The 21,318-nt window shown below is 65.8% G+C and carries 26 protein-coding genes and 1 tRNA gene; 22 read left to right on the top strand and 5 right to left on the bottom strand.

Features of this window, described 5'->3' with window-relative positions:
• Nucleotides 1-29: 29 nt before the first annotated feature.
• From BSP_RS12435 to BSP_RS12425, 3 genes are all read left to right on the top strand, one after another.
• On the top strand, nt 30-1,247 hold the full coding sequence (locus tag BSP_RS12435) for a hypothetical protein (protein WP_152950545.1): 1,218 nt from the start codon (nt 30-32) through the stop codon (nt 1,245-1,247).
• 107 nt (nt 1,248-1,354) lie between these two features.
• A complete protein-coding gene (locus BSP_RS12430) occupies nt 1,355-2,254 on the top strand; it encodes an enoyl-CoA hydratase-related protein (RefSeq protein ID WP_152950544.1) in 900 nt (299 codons plus the stop codon).
• Nucleotides 2,255-2,328: 74 nt separating this feature from the next.
• Entirely contained in the window at nt 2,329-3,729 is a 1,401-nt protein-coding gene (locus tag BSP_RS12425; RefSeq protein WP_152950543.1) for a Do family serine endopeptidase, read from the top strand.
• Nucleotides 3,730-4,229: 500 nt separating this feature from the next.
• Here BSP_RS12425 and BSP_RS12420 read toward each other — a convergent pair whose 3' ends face one another.
• Nucleotides 4,230-4,652: a VOC family protein gene (locus BSP_RS12420; protein ID WP_152950542.1), complete on the bottom strand. Its 423-nt coding sequence runs from the start codon at nt 4,650-4,652 to the stop codon at nt 4,230-4,232.
• 70 nt (nt 4,653-4,722) lie between these two features.
• Between BSP_RS12420 and BSP_RS12415 the strand changes: the two genes are divergently transcribed.
• The 3 genes from BSP_RS12415 (at nt 4,723) to BSP_RS12405 (ending at nt 7,359) form a co-directional block, all read left to right on the top strand.
• Nucleotides 4,723-6,051, top strand: a complete 1,329-nt coding sequence (locus BSP_RS12415) for a replication-associated recombination protein A (protein ID WP_152950541.1) — start codon at nt 4,723-4,725, stop codon at nt 6,049-6,051.
• 16 nt (nt 6,052-6,067) lie between these two features.
• Entirely contained in the window at nt 6,068-6,793 is a 726-nt protein-coding gene (locus BSP_RS12410) for an RluA family pseudouridine synthase (protein ID WP_054766007.1), read from the top strand.
• A gap of 77 nt (nt 6,794-6,870) precedes the next feature.
• Complete coding sequence (locus tag BSP_RS12405) at nt 6,871-7,359, top strand: hypothetical protein (RefSeq protein ID WP_054766006.1); 489 nt, start codon at nt 6,871-6,873, stop codon at nt 7,357-7,359.
• Here the strand turns inward: BSP_RS12405 and BSP_RS12400 are convergent, their stop codons facing one another.
• A complete protein-coding gene (locus tag BSP_RS12400) occupies nt 7,360-8,553 on the bottom strand; it encodes a hypothetical protein (RefSeq protein WP_054766005.1) in 1,194 nt (397 codons plus the stop codon).
• Nucleotides 8,554-8,692: 139 nt separating this feature from the next.
• Between BSP_RS12400 and crcB the strand changes: the two genes are divergently transcribed.
• The 5 genes from crcB to BSP_RS16395 all read left to right on the top strand — a co-directional run bounded on the left by crcB (nt 8,693) and on the right by BSP_RS16395 (nt 11,705).
• The gene (gene crcB, locus BSP_RS12395) at nt 8,693-9,088 is read left to right on the top strand and encodes a fluoride efflux transporter CrcB (RefSeq protein ID WP_054766004.1); all 396 of its coding nucleotides are present in this window, start codon (nt 8,693-8,695) and stop codon (nt 9,086-9,088) included.
• Nucleotides 9,085-10,107: an RluA family pseudouridine synthase gene (locus BSP_RS12390; protein ID WP_152950540.1), complete on the top strand. Its 1,023-nt coding sequence runs from the start codon at nt 9,085-9,087 to the stop codon at nt 10,105-10,107. Before crcB ends, BSP_RS12390 begins: the two co-directional genes overlap by 4 nt.
• On the top strand, nt 10,104-10,868 hold the full coding sequence (locus BSP_RS12385) for an ATP12 family chaperone protein (protein WP_152950539.1): 765 nt from the start codon (nt 10,104-10,106) through the stop codon (nt 10,866-10,868). Before BSP_RS12390 ends, BSP_RS12385 begins: the two co-directional genes overlap by 4 nt.
• Nucleotides 10,869-10,947: 79 nt before the next feature.
• Nucleotides 10,948-11,400: a hypothetical protein gene (locus BSP_RS16400; protein WP_227975961.1), complete on the top strand. Its 453-nt coding sequence runs from the start codon at nt 10,948-10,950 to the stop codon at nt 11,398-11,400.
• Nucleotides 11,397-11,705: a transcriptional regulator gene (locus BSP_RS16395; protein WP_227975960.1), complete on the top strand. Its 309-nt coding sequence runs from the start codon at nt 11,397-11,399 to the stop codon at nt 11,703-11,705. The genes BSP_RS16400 and BSP_RS16395 overlap by 4 nt, the downstream gene beginning before the upstream one ends.
• On the opposite strand, the gene BSP_RS12375 is transcribed toward BSP_RS16395, so the two are convergent.
• Complete coding sequence (locus BSP_RS12375) at nt 11,691-12,461, bottom strand: pseudouridine synthase (protein WP_152950537.1); 771 nt, start codon at nt 12,459-12,461, stop codon at nt 11,691-11,693. The two genes, BSP_RS16395 and BSP_RS12375, sit on opposite strands and share 15 nt — an antisense overlap.
• A gap of 391 nt (nt 12,462-12,852) precedes the next feature.
• On the opposite strand from BSP_RS12375, the gene BSP_RS12370 reads away from it, so the two are divergent.
• A complete protein-coding gene (locus tag BSP_RS12370; RefSeq protein WP_202483713.1) occupies nt 12,853-13,284 on the top strand; it encodes a hypothetical protein in 432 nt (143 codons plus the stop codon).
• Here the strand turns inward: BSP_RS12370 and BSP_RS12365 are convergent, their stop codons facing one another.
• Nucleotides 13,285-13,938, bottom strand: coding sequence for a DUF938 domain-containing protein (locus BSP_RS12365; RefSeq protein WP_054766975.1), 654 nt, complete (start codon nt 13,936-13,938; stop codon nt 13,285-13,287).
• A gap of 132 nt (nt 13,939-14,070) precedes the next feature.
• On the opposite strand from BSP_RS12365, the gene BSP_RS16500 reads away from it, so the two are divergent.
• From BSP_RS16500 to BSP_RS12330, 8 genes are all read left to right on the top strand, one after another.
• Nucleotides 14,071-14,205: a hypothetical protein gene (locus BSP_RS16500; RefSeq protein ID WP_255478917.1), complete on the top strand. Its 135-nt coding sequence runs from the start codon at nt 14,071-14,073 to the stop codon at nt 14,203-14,205.
• A 95-nt stretch (nt 14,206-14,300) separates the two neighbouring features.
• Nucleotides 14,301-15,635 carry a hemolysin family protein gene (locus tag BSP_RS12360; protein ID WP_191554085.1) on the top strand — a complete coding sequence of 445 codons (1,335 nt, stop codon included), beginning with the start codon at nt 14,301-14,303 and terminating at the stop codon, nt 15,633-15,635.
• A gap of 96 nt (nt 15,636-15,731) precedes the next feature.
• Nucleotides 15,732-15,807, top strand: a tRNA-Trp gene (locus tag BSP_RS12355).
• Between the two features lie 70 nt (nt 15,808-15,877).
• Nucleotides 15,878-16,177 (top strand): preprotein translocase subunit SecE, encoded by a 300-nt coding sequence (secE, locus tag BSP_RS12350; protein WP_152950536.1) that lies wholly within the window; start codon nt 15,878-15,880, stop codon nt 16,175-16,177.
• Between the two features lie 13 nt (nt 16,178-16,190).
• Nucleotides 16,191-16,766: a transcription termination/antitermination protein NusG gene (nusG, locus tag BSP_RS12345; RefSeq protein WP_054765997.1), complete on the top strand. Its 576-nt coding sequence runs from the start codon at nt 16,191-16,193 to the stop codon at nt 16,764-16,766.
• Between the two features lie 362 nt (nt 16,767-17,128).
• A complete protein-coding gene (rplK, locus tag BSP_RS12340) occupies nt 17,129-17,560 on the top strand; it encodes a 50S ribosomal protein L11 (protein WP_054765996.1) in 432 nt (143 codons plus the stop codon).
• A gap of 4 nt (nt 17,561-17,564) precedes the next feature.
• Entirely contained in the window at nt 17,565-18,254 is a 690-nt protein-coding gene (gene rplA / locus BSP_RS12335; protein ID WP_054765995.1) for a 50S ribosomal protein L1, read from the top strand.
• 116 nt (nt 18,255-18,370) lie between these two features.
• On the top strand, nt 18,371-18,898 hold the full coding sequence (locus tag BSP_RS12330; RefSeq protein ID WP_082382708.1) for a DUF2059 domain-containing protein: 528 nt from the start codon (nt 18,371-18,373) through the stop codon (nt 18,896-18,898).
• A gap of 78 nt (nt 18,899-18,976) precedes the next feature.
• On the opposite strand, the gene BSP_RS12325 is transcribed toward BSP_RS12330, so the two are convergent.
• Nucleotides 18,977-19,585 carry an NAD(P)-dependent oxidoreductase gene (locus BSP_RS12325; RefSeq protein WP_054766973.1) on the bottom strand — a complete coding sequence of 203 codons (609 nt, stop codon included), beginning with the start codon at nt 19,583-19,585 and terminating at the stop codon, nt 18,977-18,979.
• 52 nt (nt 19,586-19,637) lie between these two features.
• Between BSP_RS12325 and BSP_RS12320 the strand changes: the two genes are divergently transcribed.
• Complete coding sequence (locus BSP_RS12320) at nt 19,638-20,048, top strand: helix-turn-helix domain-containing protein (RefSeq protein WP_152950535.1); 411 nt, start codon at nt 19,638-19,640, stop codon at nt 20,046-20,048.
• 89 nt (nt 20,049-20,137) lie between these two features.
• On the top strand, nt 20,138-21,223 hold the full coding sequence (locus BSP_RS12315; RefSeq protein WP_054765992.1) for an AI-2E family transporter: 1,086 nt from the start codon (nt 20,138-20,140) through the stop codon (nt 21,221-21,223).
• Nucleotides 21,224-21,318 lie beyond the last annotated feature (95 nt).

The raw sequence follows: 21,318 nt of genomic DNA, 5'->3' as shown, positions 1-21,318 counted from the left end.
CATCCGGGGGCGCTGACTTACCCTCAGGCATGTCCGTTCTCGACGCCGGGCCGATGACTCCGGATAAGTTGAAAGCGGGATCCTCCAGCACTGCCTTTGGCGGTGGAGAGATCGACAATATTTCATTGTTTCCTCTTCCGGCTGCGCCGGGCTCAGCACCGGTCGCTGATTGGAGCTGGGTGTCGCTTTGGCAGGGTTATTTCAGCGATATAGGCGAGCTTCTCCCCTCGTCTCCGTCGGTGATCCCCGTATCCGACCCTCATTTCTATAACTATCAGCTCGAAACGTTCTTAGGTCAGCATGGACCTACAAATAGAACGATCACCGCGCCGATGTACGTCCGCATCGCAATGCGTGACGACTACTATCTTATTTCTTACTTCGGCTTCTTTGCATATAATGGGGGCCTGGGTCCGCAGACGTCTTACGCCTCACGGCCGCTGGGTTCGGGCTCCGGATTCGGCGCTCACATAGGGGACTGGATTCGTCTCACCGCCAAGGTGAAGATCAATCAGGACAAGGTGTCGTTGCTCTATGTCGATTATGAAGCCCATGGCGATCCCAACATTGTCACATCTTCGAATTTTTCAGACCTGACGCTTGACCAAGTGCCTCGTCTGAACGGCTATGCGGCTTGGCACAGCCATGAGCTTTACACGACCGCCGGCGTCCATATGAGGACGGAGACCGGCTTTACGGCGAACGATTATACAGACGATGTGGGGCCAGTCTGGGACACGGCGCCGAACCTCACCTTCATTTCCGATGACGGCCCAGCATGGGTTTTCTACAACGGCCTGTGGGGCGCCAACATCACCGTGTCCGGCTTCATTCAAAACTATCTCAAGAACGGGCCGCAGGGGCCGGCATTCCACTGGTATTGGACCTCCGAAACGAAAGACGGCCAGTCGCCGATCGTGCAGTGGAGGGACAATCAAGCTCCGCAACTGCCTCCCACCACCGGCGTGAACTGGAGTCTCTCGCCAGGGACTTACGTCTATCCACGCACGCCGATTACGGCCTCGTGGGCGGCTGTGCCACAGGCCACATCATATGTGCTCAACCTGTATAGGAACGACGCCTGCATTCTGACAACAACAGTGTCCGGCACGCAGTTCACCTATAATATAACCGGCCCCGATATGTACTTCAGTCTGACCTTGGAAGTCATCGCCATGGGCCTCAACACCCAGCCAGGCGTGCCGTGTCGGTCCAGCTCCTTCTATTGCGGCAACTCCACGGGTTAGTTTCCCGTGAAGGCTGAGCGAGTTGGCGATCGAATCGAGGAGGGTTGCGTTTCCGTTTGACGTGGAGCGCGTTAGGCTCTCGTATATCGAATATCCGAGATCAAGACATGGCCGAGCAACCGAACGACGCCGACATCAACGCTCTGGACGTCACCGACGCGGAGGCGGCGGAGATCAACAGCATCGCCCATCCCCTGGTCGCGGACGCCGCGCCGGACGCCAATGACAATCTGGTTCGGATCGACGCCACCACCGACGGCGTCGTCTTCGTCACCCTCAACCGGCCGGAAAAGAAGAACGCCTTCGACGCCGCCACCATCGCCGCCCTGCATGAGGCGTTCGAGACCCTGCACGGCGCCGACCATGTGCGCGCGGTCTTCATTCGCGGGGCGGGCGGAACCTTCAGCGCCGGGGCCGATCTGAACTGGATGCGTGACGCGGCGGACTGGTCCGAGGCCGACAATCGCGACGACGCCCTGGGGCTGGCGCGGATGCTGAAGGCCCTCCACGACGTCCCCGCTCTGACCTGCGCCGTCGTCGAGGGCGCGGCCATGGGCGGCGGGGCCGGAATCGTCGCCGCCTGCGACATGGCCGTGGCGGTGGAGGGGGCGCGTTTCGCCTTTTCCGAGGTCAAGCTGGGCCTGATCCCGGCCACCATCGCCCCCTATGTCATTGAGGCCGTCGGGGCCCGCCGCGCCCGCCAACTCTTCCTGACCGCCAACAGTTTCGACGCCGACTACGCCGCCCATGCGGGACTGATCGACCTGGTCCTGCCCCAGGGGTCGGTCGATGAGTTCATCACCATGTTGACCGACAGCCTGGGCGGCAATGCGCCCGGCGCCATGGGCGAAGCCAAGCGGCTGGTCAACGACATCGCCGGCCACAGGATCGATCACGGCCTGATGGACGATACAGCCAGACGGATCGCCCGGGCGCGCGTCTCGGCCGAGGGGCAGGAGGGGGTTCGCGCCTTTCTGGACAAGCGCAAGCCGAGCTGGACGGTCTGACCGCCATCGCCTTGATGCCGCCAGAAAAGCCGTGCGGTATAGCCCGGCTTGAAGCTTCCATTCCTTGGATGACGATGAAGACCCGACCGATCGTGCTCGTCGCCGCCCTGGCCCTTTCGGCCTGCGGCAATCCCACCTCGACCAAGGCGCAGGAGGGCGAGTTCGCCCAGCCCACGCGCACCGCCCCCAGTGATGCGGCGGGGATGAAGTCCAGCTTCGCCCCTGTGGTGCGCTCGGCCGCTCCGGCTGTGGTCAATATTTCGGCGCGCAGCGTGCAGCGGGTTCAGGTCGATCCCTTCTTCCAGTTTTTCGGCGGCGGCATCCCCCAGGCGCGGGTGGCCGAATCCGTGGGGTCGGGGGTCATCGTCCGGTCGGACGGGATCGTGGTGACCAACAACCACGTCATCGACGGCGCCCAGCAGATCAAGGTGGTGCTGAACGACCGGCGCGAGTTCCCCGCCACCGTCATCCTGGCCGACGAGCGCAGCGACATCGCCGTGCTGCGGCTGGAGAACGTCAGCGACCGCCTGCCGGTCCTGGCCATCGACGATCAGGAAGAACAGCAGGTCGGCGATCTGGTCCTGGCCATCGGCAATCCGTTCGGCGTGGGCCAGACGGTGACCAACGGCATCATCTCGGCCCTGAATCGGACCGAGACGGGCATTTCCGACTCAGGCTCCTTCATCCAGACCGATGCGGCCATCAACCCCGGCAATTCGGGCGGGGCCCTGGTGGACATGGACGGCGACCTGATCGGCATCAACACCGCCATCTTCTCGCGCTCGGGCTCGTCGGCCGGGGTCGGGTTCGCCGTGCCGGCCGCCATGGTCAAGCGGGTGGTCGACAGCGCCCTGGGCGGCGCCAAGACGGTGGTGCGGCCCTGGCTGGGGGTGAAGGGCGACACGGTCACCGGCGACATCGCCGGCAGCCTGGGCCTTTCCCGCCCGCAGGGGCTGGTGGTCACCGACGTCTATCCGAACAGCCCGGCCGCCCGCGCGGGGGTGCGTCAGGGCGACGTGATCACGGCGATCGACGGCCAGGAGATCAACGACCAGGGCGGGCTGAACTACCGCATCGGCTCCCGCGCGCCCAATGATCAGGTGCAGGTGGCCATCCTGCGCGACGGGCGGGCCCAGACGCTGACGGCGCGGGTGCAAACCCTGCCGGGCGAGGCTGATCCCGACAAGGGCCTCGTTATCCAGCAAGGGCCGTTGCAAGGGGCCATGGTGGCGCAACTCACGCCGGCCCTGGCGGATCGGCTTGGCGGCGATCCCTTCGCCACCGGAGTGGTCGTGCTCGGCGTCTCCGGTCGAGGCTATGCGGCCAGCGTCTTCCGCCAGAACGATTTGCTGATCGCGATCAACGGCCGTCAAATTTCCACAGCCGCTGACGCTCAGGCCGCCAGCGCTGGTCGCGGCCCTTGGGAGGTGGTCATCAATCGCGGCGGTCGGCAAATCCGAGGCGTTCTGCGCTAGGCCGCTCCGCCATTGGACAAAAAAAGGTGTCCGATGTGTCCGATCTGTCCGACGACCTTTGTTTTTGCGGGGGGAATTCCTCTGACGCCGATTGGGCTGTCCGAGGATGGGGCCAGGCGCGGGCTGGAAAAGGGCTCGGGCTGGAAGCGGCGCGGCGAGGGCTGAGACGTCCGGCCGATCGGACACGAAAAAAAAGGTGTCCGATGTGTCCGATCTGTCCGACGGGTTTTGTTTTCTAATGAGAAATGGCCGGACGCCGATCGGACTGTCCGCCGGCCGCCGCGCTCTGCTCCTTCTGCGATGTCAAAGACCGGGCGTCATTATAGGGCCCTCGGGAGGGGCGCCGGGTAGTTCGACGGGCGAAGCCGCAAGCCGTTGAAACAAGGAGCGGGTTTTCGCGACATTGGACGAGAAGCCCTGGGATGGCCAGAAGGCAGAGGGCTGGGGATCGAGCGCTGCGAGGGCTCTCGCTGACCGGACGGGGCGAGAGCCTGATCGTCTCAACCCTTCATCGGCCCGCCGATCGACCAGGTGTGGCCGAAGGGGTCGCGCAGGACGCCGTAGCGGTCGCCCCAGAACTGGTCCGCCATGTCGAGAACCGGTTCCGCACCCCCGACGGTCAGGGCGCGGGTCCACCAGGCGTCCGCGTCTTCGACCTGAAGGTGCAGGGTCACGCCGGCGGGGCGGACGTCCTGGCTGCCCGTATATTCCGGGAACTCGTCGTTCAGCATCAGGCTGGCGCCGTTGATCCTCAGATGGGCGTGCATCAACCGTTCCCCGTCGTCCGCCAGCCGCCGATCCAGCACTTCCGCGCCGAAGGCGATGGTGTAGAAATCGACGGCGGCGGCGGCGCCCCGCGACGGAATGGTCAGGTGCGGGGTTAGGCCGCCAGTCGGGCCTTGGTTCGGATGGGCGTCGGTCATAAGGGCTCTCTGTGGCGCTGACCCATACTAACGGGTGAAAACCGCTTTAGGCACGACTACATAGGTCGCAATGAGCGATCTTTTCGAAGCCTCCGGCATTCTGCCCCCCGACGCCCCCCTGGCCGACCGTCTGCGGCCCCGCACCCTGGACGAGGTGGTGGGCCAGGATCATCTGCTGGGCGCCGGCGGGCCGATCCGGCGGATGATCGAGGCGGGGCGGCTGGGCTCGATGATCCTGTGGGGGCCGCCCGGCACCGGCAAGACCACCATCGCCCGGCTGCTGGCCCAGGCGGCGGGCTATGAATACCAGTCGATCAGCGCCGTCTTTTCCGGGGTCGCCGACCTGAAGAAGGCGTTCGAGGCGGCGCGGATACGGCGGGCGGCGGGGCAGAGCACCCTGTTGTTCGTCGACGAGATCCACCGCTTCAACCGCGCCCAGCAGGACGGCTTCCTGCCCTTCGTCGAGGCGGGGATCGTGACCCTGGTGGGGGCCACGACCGAGAACCCCAGTTTCGAACTGAACGGGGCGCTGCTGTCGCGGTCCCAGGTCTATGTGCTGAAACGTCTCGACGACACGGCTCTGGATCAACTGTTGCAGCGGGCGGAGGCCCATATGGAGCGCGCCCTGCCTCTTTCACCCGAGGCGCGTCAGGCCATGCTGGCCCTGGCCGACGGCGACGGCCGCTATCTGCTGACCATGTCCGAGGTGTTGTTCGACCTGCCCAAGGGCGGGACCCTGGATGTGCAAGGGCTGGCGGGGGTGCTGCAACGCCGCGCGCCCGCTTACGACAAGTCGCGAGAAGAACACTACAACCTCATATCCGCCCTGCATAAATCGGTGCGGGGGTCGGACCCGGACGCGGCCCTCTACTGGCTGGCGCGAATGCTGAACGGGGGCGAGGATCCGCTGTATCTGGCGCGGCGGATCGTGCGGATGGCGGTCGAGGACATCGGCGAGGCGGACCCCCTGTCGATCCTCGTCGCCAATGCGGCCAAGGACGCCTACGACTTCCTGGGCAGCCCGGAGGGCGAACTGGCCCTGGCCCAGGCCGTGGTCCACCTGGCCACTGCGCCCAAGTCGGTGGGGGTGTACGAAGCCTTCAAGGCGGCGAAGAAGGCGGCCTATGAGACCGGCTCGCTGATGCCGCCCGCCCATATCCGCAACGCCCCGACAAAGCTGATGAAACAGCTCGGCTACGGCAAGGGCTACCAGTACGACCCGGACACGCCCGAGGGTTTCTCGGGCGCCGACTTCTTCCCCGACGAGATGGAGCGCCGCACCTTCTACAAGCCCAAGGGCGAGGGGCATGAGGAGAAGGTCAAGGCGCGGCTGGAGCGCTGGGCCGAGATGCGGGCGCGAATGGCCGAAGAGGCGGCAGTGGACGGGGCGGGGGACTGACCTCTAGAAGCCCCCGATGACCGCCCGCACCCCCGTCGCCCTGTCCGAGGATGAGATCGCCGCCGTCCGGTCCTGGGTGATCCACGAGGACGCCCATCTCATCGCCTTTTCCAAGCCGTCGGGCCTGTCCAGCCAGGGCGGGCGGATCAAGGCCCATACGCTGGACGATCTGCTGTGGGCCTTCGCCCGGTCCAACGGAAAGCGGCCGGAGCTGGTGCATCGGCTGGACCGGGACACCTCGGGGGTCATCCTGGCGGCCAAGACCAAGCCGGCGGCGGGTTTTTTGGGCAAGGCCTTGCAGATGCGGCGGTTCCGCAAACAGTATCTGGCCCTGCTGTCCGCCGCGCCGGACCCGAAATCCGGCTCCATCGACGCCCCGTTGCGGCGCGAGGAGATCGGGCGCGAGTCCTATATGCGGGTCGTCGCCTTCGACGCGCCCGGCGCCCAAGGGGCGCAGACCCGCTATCGGACCCTGGCCGCCAATGATCAGGGCGCGGTGGTCGAGCTGGAGCCGCTGACCGGGCGGATGCACCAGCTGCGGGTCCATATGGCCCATCTGGGCCGTCCGCTGATCGGCGACGTCCGCTATGGCGGCGCCCTGACGACAGAGGTCGGGCCGGCGCCGCGCCTGATGCTGCACGCCGCCAAGCTGAGCTTCCCCCATCCCGAAGGCGGGACCACCACGGTCGAGGCGCCGCCGCCCGCCGACTTTGCGGGTTTGCGCGCGGCGCTTGGCCTGTAGTCGGGGCCTCTAGTCTGGGCCTCTGGACGGAACGCTCCGGCTCAAACAACGCTATCTCAGCCAAAGGAGACCCCGCCATGAAGCGCCTCGCCGTTCTCAGCCTCGCCGCCTCGACCTTGGCGCTTGCGGCCTGCGCCAGTCTGGCGCCCTACGGCGCCCAGCGCGGGCCGGGCGGTCAGGGCTATTCCGACCAGAGGATCGAATCGAACCGCTATCGGGTGACCTACAACGGCGTGGGCGCCCCCGGCGCCGTAGCCGACTTCGCCCTGTTGCGGGCCGCCGACCTGACGACCGAACAGGGCTATGACTGGTTCGAGGTGACCCAGAGCTGGACCGACGGCCGCCCCGGCGGCGCGGGCGGCGTGCGTCCGAGCGTCTCGATCGGCGGCGGCTCCAGCCGGTACGGCGGCTATTCCGCCTCGGGCGTCGGCGTCGGCCTGGGCCTGAATTTCAGCGGCCCCAGCCCGACCTCGACCTCGCTGGAGATCGTCATGGGACGGGGTCAGAAGCCCGACCGTCCGAACGCCTATGACGCCCGGTCGGTGCAGGCCTCCATTCCGCGCTGATCAGCGCCCCCTGGTGAGGGCGCGATATTCGACCAGCCGTTCCTTGTCGCGCCGCACCTGATCGCCGACGGTGTTGTCCACGTCCAGCGAGGCGTAACGGACCCAGCCGTCAGCGCCCAGCTTGTCCTGAATGGCGTTTGTCGGGGTTTGCCAGCGGAAGTAGGACAGCCACGACACGCCGAACGCCAGAACGACGGCGACCAGTTGAAGGACGCGGAACCCGACCTCGTTCGCCTGGGGCGCCGGGAAGAGGGCGAAGGCGATCAGCCAGATCAGCAGAACCGCCGGGGTGGTGATCCGCCCGAACCAGCGCATCCAGTAGCGTTCGCGCCGCACACGCCACAGCTCCATCTGGATGAACTTCTCCAGATACTCCATCCGCGCCCCGATCCACATGACCAGCCGCGTCAGATAGAGGGCGCGCTGGCCCCAGGCCTTGCCGTCCATCTGATAGGTGGTCTCGGCCTGGTCCGACAGGGCGCGGGCGTTGGTGAACAGGTTCTGCAGCTCCCGCGTCCGCTGCACGATTTCGCGCGACAGCTCATAGGAGTCGTTCTCCAGTCGGAACCGGTACTGGATGAACAGTATGGTCGAGACGCCGAAGAAGATCCCGCCCGTCACGAGCATGGCCAGGACGCCCAGGCCCAGCCCCGCCGGCTGACCGCCCGCCCACTGGGCGAACAGGGTCGGCCCCATCTCGGCCAGGACGGCGAAGGCGATCAGGGTCAGGGCCTGGGTCAGCCGTTTGACGCCCACATGGACACACAGGTTTCGGAAGATGCGCCGCCCATAGGCGTGAACCCGGCCGCGGATGTCGCGGTCCGCCGGAAACCGCTCCTTGATCTGGCGTGAGAACAGGACGTGGAAGCGGTCGGGCTTCTTCTCGTTTTCCCAGAAGGGAAAGATGTCGAGGGGCTGGTTGAAATAGAGGTCGATGTTGCCGGAGATGCGCGCGATCGCCGCGTCGTCCAGGGTGAAATAGTCGCTTTCCTGGATCGGGCGCAGAACCCCTTCGTCCGATATGGCGGGGGTGTCGCTGGGGGTCGGCGTCGGCGGCGCGGCGCGCGGGGCCTCCGCCGGGGCTTCGGCCAGATCGTGCGGCTGCTCGGCCGCCGGCGCTTCGGGTTCGACGACGGGCGGCGGCGGGGTCATCGTCGGCGTGATCGCCGGGCTCTGGCTGTCTTCCTGCGACATGAAACATCCCCGACCTGAACTAGGCTGTTTCGGATATCGCCGTTAACCACGTCCGAGGGCAAGTGAAGTTTCGGTCAGACGGGCGGCGAGGGCAGGGAGACTTCGCTTTCGGCGGCGGCGGCGTATATAGGCCCGGATCATGACACGGTTTCTTCTCGTCGCCGCCGGCGGCGCCCTGGGGTCCATGGCCCGGTTCGGCCTGGGTCTCCTCGCCGCGCGGCTGGCGCCCAATACGGCCTGGCCGATGGGCACCTTCGCGGCCAATATCCTGGGCGGCCTGGCCATGGGCTTGCTGGTCGGCTGGCTGGCCTTCAAGGGAGGGGCGCATCAGGAGACGATCCGCCTGTTCGCCGCTGTCGGCGTGCTGGGCGGGTTCACCACCTTCTCCTCCTATTCGCTGGAGGCGGTGATGATGATCGAACGCCGAGATTACGCCCTGGCCGCCGCCTATGTGGTCGGTTCGGTGATCCTGGCCGTCGCCGCTCTCTTTATCGGCCTGATGGTCGCCCGCCGCGCTTTCGGAGCCGCCCTTTGACCGACCAACCGCCCGCAGACGCGCCCAAGCGCGAAGTCCTGACCCTCTATGTGGCGGAAGACGAGGACGGCATCCGGCTGGACCGCTGGTTCCGCAGGCGTTGGCCCCACCTGTCCAATATCCAGGTCCAGAAGATGGCCCGCAGCGGCCAGATTCGCGTCGACGGCGCCCGCATCAAGCCCGAGGGCCGTCTGACCGCCGGCGCCGCCGTGCGCGTGCCGCCGATCCCCGACGACACCTCGCGTCAGGCCGGCGATCCCCACGCCCTGACCGAACGCGACATCGCCTTCGCCAAGTCTCTGGTCCTCTATGAGGACGACATGGTCATCGCCCTGAACAAGCCGCACGGCCTGGCCGTCCAGGGCGGCACGAAGACCAGCCGTCACGTGGACCGCCTGTTGGGAGCCTGGGGCGAGGGGATGGAGCGGCCGCGCCTGGTCCACCGCCTGGACCGCGACACCTCCGGCGTCCTCCTGCTGGGCAAGGGGCCTGAGGCGGCCAAGCGTCTGGCCGGGGCCTTCGCCCGCCGTCAGGCCAAGAAGACCTATTGGGCCATCGTCATCGGCAATCCGAAACCCTATTCGGGCCAGATCGACATGCCGCTGAAGAAGACCGGCATCAACGACTTCGAGATGATGCGCCCGGCGGATCGCAAGGATCCCAAGGCCGAACCGGCCGAGACGGCCTTCAGCACCATCTCCCGCGCCTCCGATCGCGCCGCCTGGATGGCCCTGCGCCCCTTCACCGGCCGCACCCACCAACTGCGCGCCCATATGGCGGGCATAGGCCACCCGATCCTGGGCGATCCCAAATACGGCGACGACAAGTCCCGCGAACTGTCCGGTCCGCTGAAGCTGCAACTCCACGCCCGCAGCATCGAACTGGACCACCCGCGTGGCGGCCTGCTGAAGGTCACCGCGCCGCTCAGTCCCGAAATGAAGGCCGGCTTCGCCCATTTCGGCTTCTCCGAGGACGAGGCGGAAGACGATCCCTTCCTGGGCGTGAAGCGAATTCGATGAGCCATATTCCCCCGCTCGACCCCATTGTCGCCGCCCGCAAGGGCTTCCGCGAGGCCCAGGAGACGGTGCGCCGCTTCTGGAGCGATGTGACCGTCGGGAGCCATTCCGACGGCGGCTGGGCCGTGCTGCTGGACGGGCGCACGCCCAAGACCCCCGCCAAGGCGCCCCTGGTGCTGCCGACCGAGGCCGCCGCCCGACTCGTGGCCGACGAGTGGGCCGCACAGGGCGAGATCGTCGAACCCTCGACCATGCCCGCCACCCGCCTGGCCTCGACCGCGATCGACCGGATCGGCCAGGCGCGCGAGGCGGTGGCGGACGAGATCGCCGCCTACGCCGGATCGGACGTGGTCTGCTATCTGGCGGAACACCCTACGCCCCTGGTCGAACGCCAGCAACACGCGTGGGGACCGTGGCGTGATTGGGCGGCGCGCGAGATGGGAGTGGTCCTGGCGCCCGTCTCCGGCGTCATCCATCAACCCCAGTCGCCTGAGGCCGTCGCTCGGGTGAAGGCCCACGCCCTGTCGCTGGACGACTTCCGCCTGACCGGCCTGGCGACCGCCGTGCCCCTGTTCGGTTCGGCGGTCCTGGCCCTGGCGCTGGAGCAGGGCGCTCTGGAGGGCGGCGTCGCCTTCGACCTGTCGCGGATCGATGAGCAGTTTCAGGAGGAGCAGTGGGGCGTCGATGCAGAGGCTGCGGAACGCACCGAGGCGCGCCGGGCCGAGGCCGAACTGCTCCAGCGGTGGTTCGAGGCGCTGGGTTGATTTTCCAATTTGGAAACTTATGACTTGACGATATGGAAAGTCTCCATCATTTTCCATTGTGGAAAGTGAGAAAGCCGCCATGTCCCAGAACGACCCTGAAACCCACGAACAGATGCTGGCCGAGATCCGGCGTTCCCAGGACCTGGTGCGCGAGCGCGTCGGCAAGAGTTCCTGGTCCTATGACCTCGTCTATTCGGCGGTCGCGGCCGCCTTTGTCGGCGGCCAGGCTGCGCCGATGCCCTTCAACGTATTGGCCTCGGCAGCAGCGACCCTGGCCTTCGCCATCCTTTGGCGGCGATGGTCCGAGAAGACCGGCGTCAGCGTCACCGGCCTGTCGCCACGCCGCGCACGCTGGATCGCCATCGCCCTGGGCGTCGTCTTCCTCGTTCTGGCCCTGGCCAGCGTCTATTATGGACGGACGGGCCAGTATGTCTGGGTTCTGCCGCTGATTGCCGCCGCCTTTGTCCTCGCTCTGGTCTTCTCGCGCCTTTGGATGCGGGTTTATCGCGCAGAAACGGTGACGCGACCGTGAGCGCCCCGGTCCTGGACGCCGTCATCCACGCCCCCGGCCGTCTGCAGATCTGCGCCATGCTGTCGGCGGCGGACGAGGTCGAGTTCGGCGTGGTCCGCGACGGGATCGGCGTGTCCGATTCCGTCATGTCCAAACACGTCAAACAGCTGGAAGAGGCCGGCTATGTGAAGCTGCGCAAGGCGGCCTTGGGCGGGCGGCAGCGCACCTGGCTGGCGCTGACGGGGTCGGGGCGCAAGGCCTTCGCCGACCATGTGGCGGAGCTGACCCGCTTGGCCGGTTTGGCGGGCGTATCAGTTCCCGGCTGACTGCCGGATCAGCGCCTCGCGCTCGTCCGGCGTCAGGTGACGCCATCGGCCCTCGGGCAGGTCGCCCAGCAACAGCGGCCCCACGCGGATGCGGTACAGGTCTGTGACCTCCAGCCCGACCAGTTCGCACATTCGGCGGATCTGGCGGTATTTGCCTTCGGTCAGGATGAAGCGCAGTCGCTGGGGTTCGATCTGGGTGACGCGGGCGGGCTTCAGCGGCTTGCCGTTCAGCTCCAGTCCGTGGCGCAGCTTGCCCAGCTTGGCCTCGGTGATCTGGCCGTCGACGACCACCAGATATTCCTTGTCCAGTTCGGACTGCGGCCCGATCACCGCCTTGGCCACCACCCCGTCCGACGACAGCAGCAGCAGGCCGCGCGAATCCTCGTCCAGCCGGCCGATCGGGGGCAGGGAGGCGTCGCGCGCCGGGACCTCGCCCTCGCCGACGCGGTTGGGGGCCTTCAACAGCCGCACGGCCGGGATCTTGCCGGGATCAGGCTGGCCCGAGACATAGCCGACCGGCTTGTGCAGCAGTATGGTCATGCCCGCCGCCAGGGCCGACTGGGCCGTGTCGTTCAGGGTCAGGGTCTGGCCCGGCTCGATCTTGCGGCCTGCGTCTCGCACCACCTCTCCGTCGATGGTCACCAGTCCGTCTGCGATCAGGCTCTCGGCCTCCCGGCGCGAACAGACGCCGGTCTGGCCCAGCCACTTGTTGATCCGGACCGGCGCGTCGCCGTCATAGGTGCGGGAAAAAGCCATTACGGTCCGTCGTCAAAGGATGCGGCTGTCTAGAGCATGACCGCTTCGGACGGAACCGCGAAGCCGTTCCTCCTCACCGCATCAGGCTCCAGGCGGGGCGGCCGTATGAGAAAATCGCGGGGGTCGTGAATGACCATGATCAGGACGTTCCGAGCCGGCGAAGGTTGATATTGCCGACGATCCGACTATATCAGACCTCATTCCACAAACGATGCAGATTGCGGGGCGGCCACGGCCGATCCCGATCATTTTCGTTTCTCTGGAAATTTTCCAGAAGCGTCTTCGGATTCGGCGACGCGATCTGATGACATATTGAAATTGAAAAGGAGACGTCTTGTACGCACAACGTAAATCTTCCTCCGGTCCTCGTCGTTCGAGCTATAATCGTCCCGTGCCCACCCGTCTTCGGATGGGGTTGGTGATGCGCCGGGACATGGACTTCGGTGAAATGGGCGATGTCGAGGGCGCACTGCGGGCTGAAGGCGTGGGACTGGCGCCCATTTCGACCGGCGACGCCAGTTTGGTTGCGGGCGGGGTGACGGTCTTGGCGACCGCAACCGCATCCGACATCGCCGAGGGGCGTTTGAAGGGTTTGATCGTGCCGGGCGGCGCGCAGGACGCGACGGGCCTGGCGGCCGTTCGGGCTCTGATCGATCTGGCGCGGGCAAACCAACTGCCCGTGATCGCATTCGCCGACGGCGTGGATGTGGCGGCCGATCGTTTCGGCGTGGCCGCACAGGCGCCCGGCGCCCTGTTCAACGGCGAACAGGTCCAACTGGTGAACGCCCGTCCGGATCTGGCGGCCGTGGTCGCCGCCCTCTGATCAGGCACGCCTGAACAGCAGCATCAGATTGTTCGACGGCATCTGGACCCGGCGCGTCGCGACCAGCCCCTGCGACCGGGCCAGATCCTCCACGTCCTCGCGCGCCCTCAAGCCCCAGCTCGGGTTTCGCGCCTTCAGACTCTCGTCGAAGGCGGCGTTCGACGGGGACAGGGGGAGGTCGGCCTCGCGATAGGGGCCGTAAAGCGCCAAGAGACCGCCGGGGCCGCGCAGCATCCGTCCCGCCAGAACCATCAGCCCCTCGGTCGCCGACCAGGGGCTGATGTGCGCCATGTTCGCGCAATAGACCGCATCCCAAGCCGTTTCGGGACCCGCCGTCGGGGGCCATGTCGCCGGGTCGGCGGCGTCCAGCGGAAGGGGCTTCCGCAGATTCGACGGTCCATCCCGCCGCCAGGCGTCGATGCTGTCGCGCGCCTCACGGCTCGGATCACTGGGCGTCCAGGTCACGCCGGGAAGGGCGCAGGCGAAGATCAGGGCGTGCTCGCCCGATCCGGCGGCGACCTCCAGCACGCGGCCTTTCTTGGGCATATGGGCCTTCAGCACGCCGAGAATCGGCGCGGCGTTGCGACGCGCCGCCGGAGAGGACAGGGCGCCGGGCGGAAGGGCGGCGCCGTCTGTGGCGACGAGGGAATCCATGGTCTGCATCTCGATCCTGTAGACGCCGCTCGGGCTGTGGCGTCTCTTTTTCGCTTCCGGCGGGTGTCGGCTTGAACCAAATCTTAATCCATCGTTTATGACGGTTGTCAGTACTAAGCGATTGGTAACCTTATGCGACGCGCGCTTCGCACCGGACTGTTCATCGGCACGCTTTTGGGCATGAGCGCCTGCGCCGGCGCCCATGACGCCGGTCGCGCCTCGACGTCCGGCGCCTATGGGGCGATAGAGGTCGGCCGGACCGGCTGAAGATCAAGGAAAACGTGGCGTCGCGCGCCAACCTGTCATAGTATAGGCGCGCGGACGCCGAATGTCGCGCCGCGTCGGTCCCCAAAAACCCCTAGATGTTACTCATCGCTATTGCCGTCGTTCTGCTCCTTGTGGTGCTCAACGGCCTGTTCGCCATGACCGAGTTGGCCGTGGTCTCCTCGCGAAAATCCCGCCTCCAAAGCCGGGCTGAAAAAGGCGATCGCGGGGCGCGCAAGGCGCTGAAACTGTCAGAGGAGCCGACGCAGTTCCTGTCGGCGGTCCAGGTTGGCATCACCCTGATCGGCATTCTGGCCGGCGCCTATGGTCAGGCCACCATCGCCGCCGAACTGGACCATATTCTGGAAGTCAGCTTCCCGGCCCTGTCGGCCTATACGGAAATCGTGTCCACGGCCCTGGTCGTGGTCTGCATCACCTATGTTTCGCTGATCGTCGGCGAACTGGTGCCCAAGCGGCTGGCCCTGATCTTCCCTGAAACCATAGCGGCGAAGATGGCCGCGCCCATCTCCACCCTGGCCGTCGCTCTGAAGCCTTTTGTTCTGCTGCTGACGGCCTCGACCTCGGGCATTCTGAAGATTCTGGGCGTCAAGGATCGTGACGGTTCGGACGTCACCCAGGAAGAGGTGGCGACGATCCTGGCCGAAGGCACCTCCGCTGGCCTGATCGAGCCCGAAGAACAGGTGATGATCGAGGAAATCCTGCGCCTGGGCGACCGGCCCGTGCGGGTGGCCATGACGCCGCGCCACGAAGTCTTCTGGATCGCCCTGGACGATCCCGAGGCGGTGTTGCGCGAAGAGATCCGCACCTGCCCCTATTCCCGGATCGTGGTGGCGCGTGAGAGCGACGTCGATAATCCCCTTGGGGTGGTGCACAAGAAGGATCTGCTGGACGCCCTGCTGACCGACGGCACGTTCGACATCGAACCCCTGGTGGCCGAACCGGCCTTTATTCCCCAATCGACCTCGGTCCTGAAGGCCCTGGAGATCCTGAAGGGGTCCCGGGTTCATATGGCCTTCATCGTCGATGAGTTCGGCGCCTTCGAAGGCGTCGTCACCGCCACCGACATTCTGGAAATGATCGCGGGCGACTTCAACGAGGGCCACGATGAAGACGACGCCTGGATTCATCAGCGCCCAGACGGCAGCTGGCTGGTGGACGGACAGACCGATCTCGACGATCTCGCCGATACCCTGGGCGAGGACTTCGGCGAGCATGAGGGTTTCCACACCGTCGCGGGCCTGATTCTGCATCAGATTTCGCGCGTCCCGGACGAGGGCGAGATTCTGCAGGTCGGCCGATTCGAGGTCGAGGTGGTCGATATGGACGACCGCCGCATCGACAAGCTGATCTTCAAGGAACTGGTGAAGGCCGAGGCCGAGCGGGAAGCCATCGCCGCCCATCTGGAAGACTGAAGCGGAACTGCGACATCGCCCTTGAAATGACGGGCGGCGTGGGGCATACGCCCCCCTCTGGCGAACGCGCGGGCCGGACGGTTCGCGCGATTGTCTAGGAGTTTAGCTCAGCTGGTAGAGCACCGGTCTCCAAAACCGGGGGTCGTGGGTTCGAGTCCCCCAACTCCTGCCAATCCCCCCTGTCGCTTCCGGATGGGACTACCCATCTGGGGCGACAGGAACAATTGTGTGAAGAGCAACTGATGGCCAAGGCCAAATCACCCGGCAAGCGGCCCCAGGCCGGCTCCAAGCCCCAGGCCGTCGCGGCCGGCGCCACCGTCGTCGTCGATCCGATCGAGCCCAAGAAGCCCCGCACCAGCCCGGCGCAGTTCTTCAGCCAGGTTCGCGCCGAGGCCCGCAAGATCGTCTGGCCGACCCGCAAGGAGACCTGGATCACCTCGGTGATGGTCTTCATCATGGTGGTGATCGCTTCGATCTTCTTCTGGGTCGTGGACACCGTCCTCGGTTTCGCCTTCCGATACATCATCGCTCTCGGATCCTGAGAAAGACGCGCCCATGACCGATGCAGCGCCCGCAAAGCCCGCCAACCCGCGCCACAAATGGTATATCGTCAACGCCTACTCGAACTTCGAGAAGAAGGTGGCGGAGCAACTGCGTGAGCAGGCCAAGCAACAGGGGCTGGAAGACGCCTTCTCCGAAATCCTGGTGCCGACCGAGGATGTCGTCGAGATCCGTCGCGGCCGCAAGGTGAACTCGGAACGCAAGTTCTTCCCCGGCTATGTGCTGGTGAAGATGGAAATGACCGACCAGGCTTATCACCTGGTCAAGAACACGCCGAAGGTCACCGGCTTCCTGGGCGCCGCTGGCGGCACCAAGCCCCTGCCGGTCTCGGAACGTGAGGTCCAGAACATCATCGGCCAGGTGGAGGAGGGCGTCGAACGTCCCAAGCCCACCATCCGCTTCGACATCGGCGAGAAGGTCAAGGTCATCGACGGCCCGTTCGCCAGCTTCGACGGCTCGGTCGAGAGCGTCGACGAAGAACAGGCCCGCCTTCGCGTCGCCGTCTCCATCTTCGGCCGCGCCACGCCGGTCGAGCTGGAATACGGCCAGGTGGAGAAGGTCGCCGGCTGAAGCCGCGCACCGGCCGAGATTTGAAGCCGCGTCCGACTGGGCGCGGCTTTTTTCGTTGTGGCGTGTGGATCGTTTCCCGCCGTCATCCTCGGGCTTGATCCGAGGATCGGATCGTCAGTCGCATTGCGCCTCGGACGACGCACAGCCCGATCCGCGTCCGGACTTCGGGTGAAGCCCGAGGATGACGAAGCGGGGGATGGGAGCGCCAGTCGCGTTTGCCTTTCCAGCCCCTCTCTGTTACACGCGCGCCTTCGCTTGGCGGGCCTCGGTTCGTGGAGCGTCAAATCCGTGGGAGGCCGCCATGCCGCACCACGGCTCACCGGCTCGTCGTTCGTTCGTCGGGTCATTCATAGGAGAGACCAATGGCCAAGAAGATTCTCGGCTATATCAAGCTGCAAGTGCCGGCCGGTTCGGCCACGCCTTCGCCCCCGATCGGCCCGGCGCTGGGTCAGCGCGGCGTGAACATCATGGGCTTCTGCAAGGAGTTCAATGCGCGCACCGAGAAGGAAGCCAAGGGCACCCCGCTTCCGACCGTCATCACCGTCTATCAGGACAAGTCGTTCACCTTCGTCACCAAGACGCCCCCGGCGACCTGGTACCTGAAACAGGCCACCGGCCTGAAGTCGGGCTCCAAGCTGGTCGGTCGCGAAGTGGCCGGCAAGATCACCGTGGCCCAGCTGCGCGAGATCGCCGAGAAGAAGATGAAGGATCTGAACGCCAACGACCTGGACGCGGCGACCAAGATCATCGAAGGCTCCGCCCGCGCGATGGGCCTCGAAGTGGTGGAGGGCTAAGCACATGGCCAAGCAAACCAAGGCCCAGAAGGCCCGCACCGGCGTCACCCAAGACCTGCTGCCTTTCTCCGACGCCATCAAGCTGGCCAAGGAAAACGCCAAGGCCAAGTTCGACGAGTCCCTGGAAATCGCCGTCAACCTGGGCGTCGATCCGCGTCACGCCGACCAGCAGGTCCGCGGTGTGGTCAACCTGCCGTCCGGCACCGGCCGTGACGTCCGCGTCGCCGTCTTCGCCAAGGACGCCAAGGCCGCTGAAGCCGTCGCGGCCGGCGCCGAGCACGTCGGCGCCGAAGACCTGTACGAGAAGATCGCCGGCGGCTTCATGGAGTTCGACCGCGTGATCGCCTCGCCGGACATGATGGCCCTGGTCGGCCGTCTGGGTAAGGTGCTGGGCCCGCGCGGCCTGATGCCGAACCCCAAGGTCGGCACCGTGACCCCGAACGTCGCCCAGGCCGTCAAGGACGCCAAGGGCGGCGCGGTCGAGTTCCGCGTCGAGAAGGCGGGCATCGTCCACGCCGGCGTCGGCAAGGTCTCCTTCACCCAGGAAGCTCTGGAGGCCAACGTCAAGGCCATCGTGGACGCCCTGGTCCGCGCCAAGCCGTCGGGCGCCAAGGGCACCTATGTGAAGCGCATCAGCCTGTCGTCGACGATGGGCCCGGGCTTCAAGGTCGATCCGGCCTCGCTGGGCGCCTAAGCCGTCTGCGTCGAAAGACGATCGGTACGAAGAGCGGCGGGGAGCGATCCCCGCCGCTTTTTTCTTGTCTCGAACCGGACGGCCCGGCAGGGTGGGCGTCTAACCGGGGGTTTAGGATGAGACACTTTTTCGGCGGGCTGATGTTGGCCCTGACACTGTTCTGCGCGCCGGCCGCCCTGGCCGAGACGCGCGATGACGGCGCGGCGCGGCTGGCGCTCGCAAACAAGTTCGTCTCCTTGATGCAAGGAGAGGAACTGGGCGCCGCCCTGGGTCAGATGACGTCGATGATGATGCCCGCCGAGCTCGAAGGCATGTCCGAAGATGAGGCCGCCAAGTTCCGTGCGGTCATGGGGGAGGTGACGGCGCGCATGATGCCGCGCATGTTCGAGGCCATGGCGCCGATCTACGCCGACATCTTCACTCTGGAAGAACTCCAGGCCCTGGTCGACTTCTATCAGAGCGACGTCGGCCGCTCCATGGTGACCAAGAGCTATCAAGCCGCGCCGCGTTTGGCGGAGGCGGTCCAGGCGATCATGCCGGAAATCATGGCCGAGATGGGCAATGTGCTCTGCGACGAGTTCGAATGCACAGCCGAACAGCGCCGTGAATTGAAGGCGGCGATGTCTCAAGCCGTGGGGCGGTGATTTTCAGGCGACGATCACGGGGACTGTTTCACCTGTGACCTGGAAGACGGCGGCGGATCAAGACCCGCCGCCCAGCCCTCAATAGGCCGCGGTGAAACGCGATCGCGAGTGGTTGTGCTGCTCCAACTCATCCACCATGGCGATGGCGTAGTCGGCGAAGCTGATGCGGCTCTGTCCGTTGGCGTCGACGATCAACTGATCGGTTCCCGTGCGGAAGACGCCCAGGCGCGGTCCTTCCTCGATGAAGGCCGCAGGGGAGAAGAAGGTCCAGTCGATTTCGGTCTCGCCCCGCAGATCCTCCAGGAAGGCGACGCCGGGCAGGGCGTAGGGTTTGAATTCTTCCGGAAAATCGGGAGTGTCGATCAGGCGAAGACCCGGCGCGACCTCCAGGCTGCCCGCGCCGCCGGTGACCAGAAGGCGCGGCACGCCCGCAGTCTTCAGCGCCTGAAGCAGGGTCTCGGCCTTGATGTCGTGGTGCAGGGCGCTGATCACGGCGTCGCATCCCTTGATGAGGTTCGCCAAGGCCGCAGCGTCCGAGGCGTCGCCCCCAAGCGCCGTCACGCCGGGCGCTACGGGAATGGCTTCCGGCTTGCGGGCGATCGCCACGACTGAATGGCCGCGAGAGGCCAGCTCCTTGGTGATTTCCGATCCGGCGCGACCGCTGGCGCCCAAGACTGCGATCTTCATGAAAGTCTCCATAGGTTTCCAATGGAGACCAGGTGCGTTATGGAAATCGGCTATGCAAGACGGCACCTTTCTCTCACCTGGTCACCCGCTGGAAACCCGACTGCGCGGCGACGTCTTTTGCGCCGCCTGTCCGACGCGCCAGCTCCTGGATCGGATCGCCGACAAATGGAGCACCCTGGTCCTGATCGTCCTGGGCGACGGGCCGATGCGTTTCAATGCGCTGAGGCATAGGATCGACGGCGTGTCCCAAAAGATGTTGAGCCAGACCCTGAAGGCTCTGGAGCGCGACGGGCTGGTCTCCCGATCGGTCGCGCCGACCGTGCCCGTGTCCGTCACCTACGCCATGACGCCCTTAGGCCGATCGCTTCTGGCGGCGCTGCAGTCAATGATAGACTGGGCGGAGACCCATATGGACGAGGTGGAGGCGGCCCAGGCCGCCTATGACGGACGCGATCATCCCTGAGTCCCACGAACCTGGTCGAACTCTTTTCGTCATCGCTTCGAACGGCGCCGCTCCGGCGGCGTTGTAGGCAGGCGAAACAAGGGAAGCGAATGTTCGGTTTGGGAAGAGCGGCGCAGGGCGCGCCGGCGGATGAGGGCGGACGCGATCCATGGAAGGGAAGGCTGGCCTTCGGCGCCGTGGTGCTGGTGGGCGTCTATTTCGCCGGCCAACTGATTGTCACGCTACACACCCTATGGTTGTTGGTTTTCGGTGCAATTCTGGCCGCGGTCGTTCTGAGGGCCCTAGCCGACCCTATCGTCCGGTGGTTCAACCTGCCCGATCCCGCTGCGGTTCTGCTGTCCCTGTTGATCGTCATTTCGATCCTGGCGGGGGTTCTGACCCTCTTCGGCGCCCAGATCGCCGAACAGATCGCGGCCCTTGTGGCGGTGCTGCCTCAGGGCTGGGATCGGGTGCAGTCCTGGATTCAGGCCCAGCCCTACGCCGCCCAACTGCTTGACCAGCTGAAGAGTCTGGGCGGACAGACGGGGCAGGCGCTGCAAGTGGCGCAGAAGTTCGCAGTGGGCTTCGCCTCCGGGGCCACCACCTTGGTTCTGGTGATGGTGGCCGGGGTTTTCCTGGCCATCGAGCCCGCCAAATCGCGCGAGGGCCTTCTGTCCCTGGCGCCCAAGACCCACCGGCCGCGCCTGCGCGAGGTGCTGAACAGCTGCGGCCGCGCCTTGAAGGGGTGGTTGAAGGCGCAGCTGTTCTCGATGGTGCTGGTCGGGGTCTTGACGGGGACGGGACTGGCGCTGATCGGCGTGCCCTCGGCGGTGGGTCTGGGGCTGCTGACGGGCGTGGCGCAGTTCGTGCCGATCGTCGGCCCCATCGTCTCCACCATCCCGGCGGTCCTGGTGGGCGCGACCCAGGGCTGGGAGACCGCCTTGATGACCCTGGGGCTTTACGTCGCCGTTTCCCAGCTGGAGAGCAACTTCATCACCCCCATGGTGCAGAAGAACGTCGCCAATCTGCCGGTGGTCCTGGGCATCTTCGCCGTCGTGGGGATAGGAACGCTTTTCGGGCCGCTGGGGGTCCTGTTCGCAACGCCCCTGGCCCTCGTTCTGCACACCGTCATCACCATGATTTACCGACAGGACATTCTGGGCGACGAGGAGGCGACAGCGCCTGGCCAAACCTGATCCCTTATCGGGTTTACCAGTGTCTTGACGCCGCCTGCCGGATGACGTTTGGGAAGATGTGGTCGATCGACCGTCTTGGTACGGATGGTCGGGCG

The organism is Brevundimonas sp. Bb-A, from assembly GCF_009394735.1.
Taxonomy (GTDB): domain Bacteria; phylum Pseudomonadota; class Alphaproteobacteria; order Caulobacterales; family Caulobacteraceae; genus Brevundimonas; species Brevundimonas aurantiaca.
Note: the sequence above shows the minus strand (reverse complement) of the source record. Positions and strands in the feature narration are given on the sequence as shown.

Coding starts and splice junctions, on each gene's coding strand:
- BSP_RS12435 (WP_152950545.1), top strand. CDS start 30: ATGTCCGTTCTCGACGCCGGGCCGATGACTCCGGATAAGTTGAAAGCG.
- BSP_RS12430 (WP_152950544.1), top strand. CDS start 1,355: ATGGCCGAGCAACCGAACGACGCCGACATCAACGCTCTGGACGTCACC.
- BSP_RS12425 (WP_152950543.1), top strand. CDS start 2,329: ATGAAGACCCGACCGATCGTGCTCGTCGCCGCCCTGGCCCTTTCGGCC.
- BSP_RS12420 (WP_152950542.1), bottom strand. CDS start 4,652: ATGACCGACGCCCATCCGAACCAAGGCCCGACTGGCGGCCTAACCCCG.
- BSP_RS12415 (WP_152950541.1), top strand. CDS start 4,723: ATGAGCGATCTTTTCGAAGCCTCCGGCATTCTGCCCCCCGACGCCCCC.
- BSP_RS12410 (WP_054766007.1), top strand. CDS start 6,068: ATGACCGCCCGCACCCCCGTCGCCCTGTCCGAGGATGAGATCGCCGCC.
- BSP_RS12405 (WP_054766006.1), top strand. CDS start 6,871: ATGAAGCGCCTCGCCGTTCTCAGCCTCGCCGCCTCGACCTTGGCGCTT.
- BSP_RS12400 (WP_054766005.1), bottom strand. CDS start 8,553: ATGTCGCAGGAAGACAGCCAGAGCCCGGCGATCACGCCGACGATGACC.
- crcB (WP_054766004.1), top strand. CDS start 8,693: ATGACACGGTTTCTTCTCGTCGCCGCCGGCGGCGCCCTGGGGTCCATG.
- BSP_RS12385 (WP_152950539.1), top strand. CDS start 10,104: ATGAGCCATATTCCCCCGCTCGACCCCATTGTCGCCGCCCGCAAGGGC.
- BSP_RS16400 (WP_227975961.1), top strand. CDS start 10,948: ATGTCCCAGAACGACCCTGAAACCCACGAACAGATGCTGGCCGAGATC.
- BSP_RS12375 (WP_152950537.1), bottom strand. CDS start 12,461: ATGGCTTTTTCCCGCACCTATGACGGCGACGCGCCGGTCCGGATCAAC.
- BSP_RS12365 (WP_054766975.1), bottom strand. CDS start 13,938: ATGGATTCCCTCGTCGCCACAGACGGCGCCGCCCTTCCGCCCGGCGCC.
- BSP_RS16500 (WP_255478917.1), top strand. CDS start 14,071: ATGCGACGCGCGCTTCGCACCGGACTGTTCATCGGCACGCTTTTGGGC.
- BSP_RS12360 (WP_191554085.1), top strand. CDS start 14,301: ATGTTACTCATCGCTATTGCCGTCGTTCTGCTCCTTGTGGTGCTCAAC.
- secE (WP_152950536.1), top strand. CDS start 15,878: ATGGCCAAGGCCAAATCACCCGGCAAGCGGCCCCAGGCCGGCTCCAAG.
- nusG (WP_054765997.1), top strand. CDS start 16,191: ATGACCGATGCAGCGCCCGCAAAGCCCGCCAACCCGCGCCACAAATGG.
- rplK (WP_054765996.1), top strand. CDS start 17,129: ATGGCCAAGAAGATTCTCGGCTATATCAAGCTGCAAGTGCCGGCCGGT.
- rplA (WP_054765995.1), top strand. CDS start 17,565: ATGGCCAAGCAAACCAAGGCCCAGAAGGCCCGCACCGGCGTCACCCAA.
- BSP_RS12330 (WP_082382708.1), top strand. CDS start 18,371: ATGAGACACTTTTTCGGCGGGCTGATGTTGGCCCTGACACTGTTCTGC.
- BSP_RS12325 (WP_054766973.1), bottom strand. CDS start 19,585: ATGAAGATCGCAGTCTTGGGCGCCAGCGGTCGCGCCGGATCGGAAATC.
- BSP_RS12320 (WP_152950535.1), top strand. CDS start 19,638: ATGCAAGACGGCACCTTTCTCTCACCTGGTCACCCGCTGGAAACCCGA.
- BSP_RS12315 (WP_054765992.1), top strand. CDS start 20,138: ATGTTCGGTTTGGGAAGAGCGGCGCAGGGCGCGCCGGCGGATGAGGGC.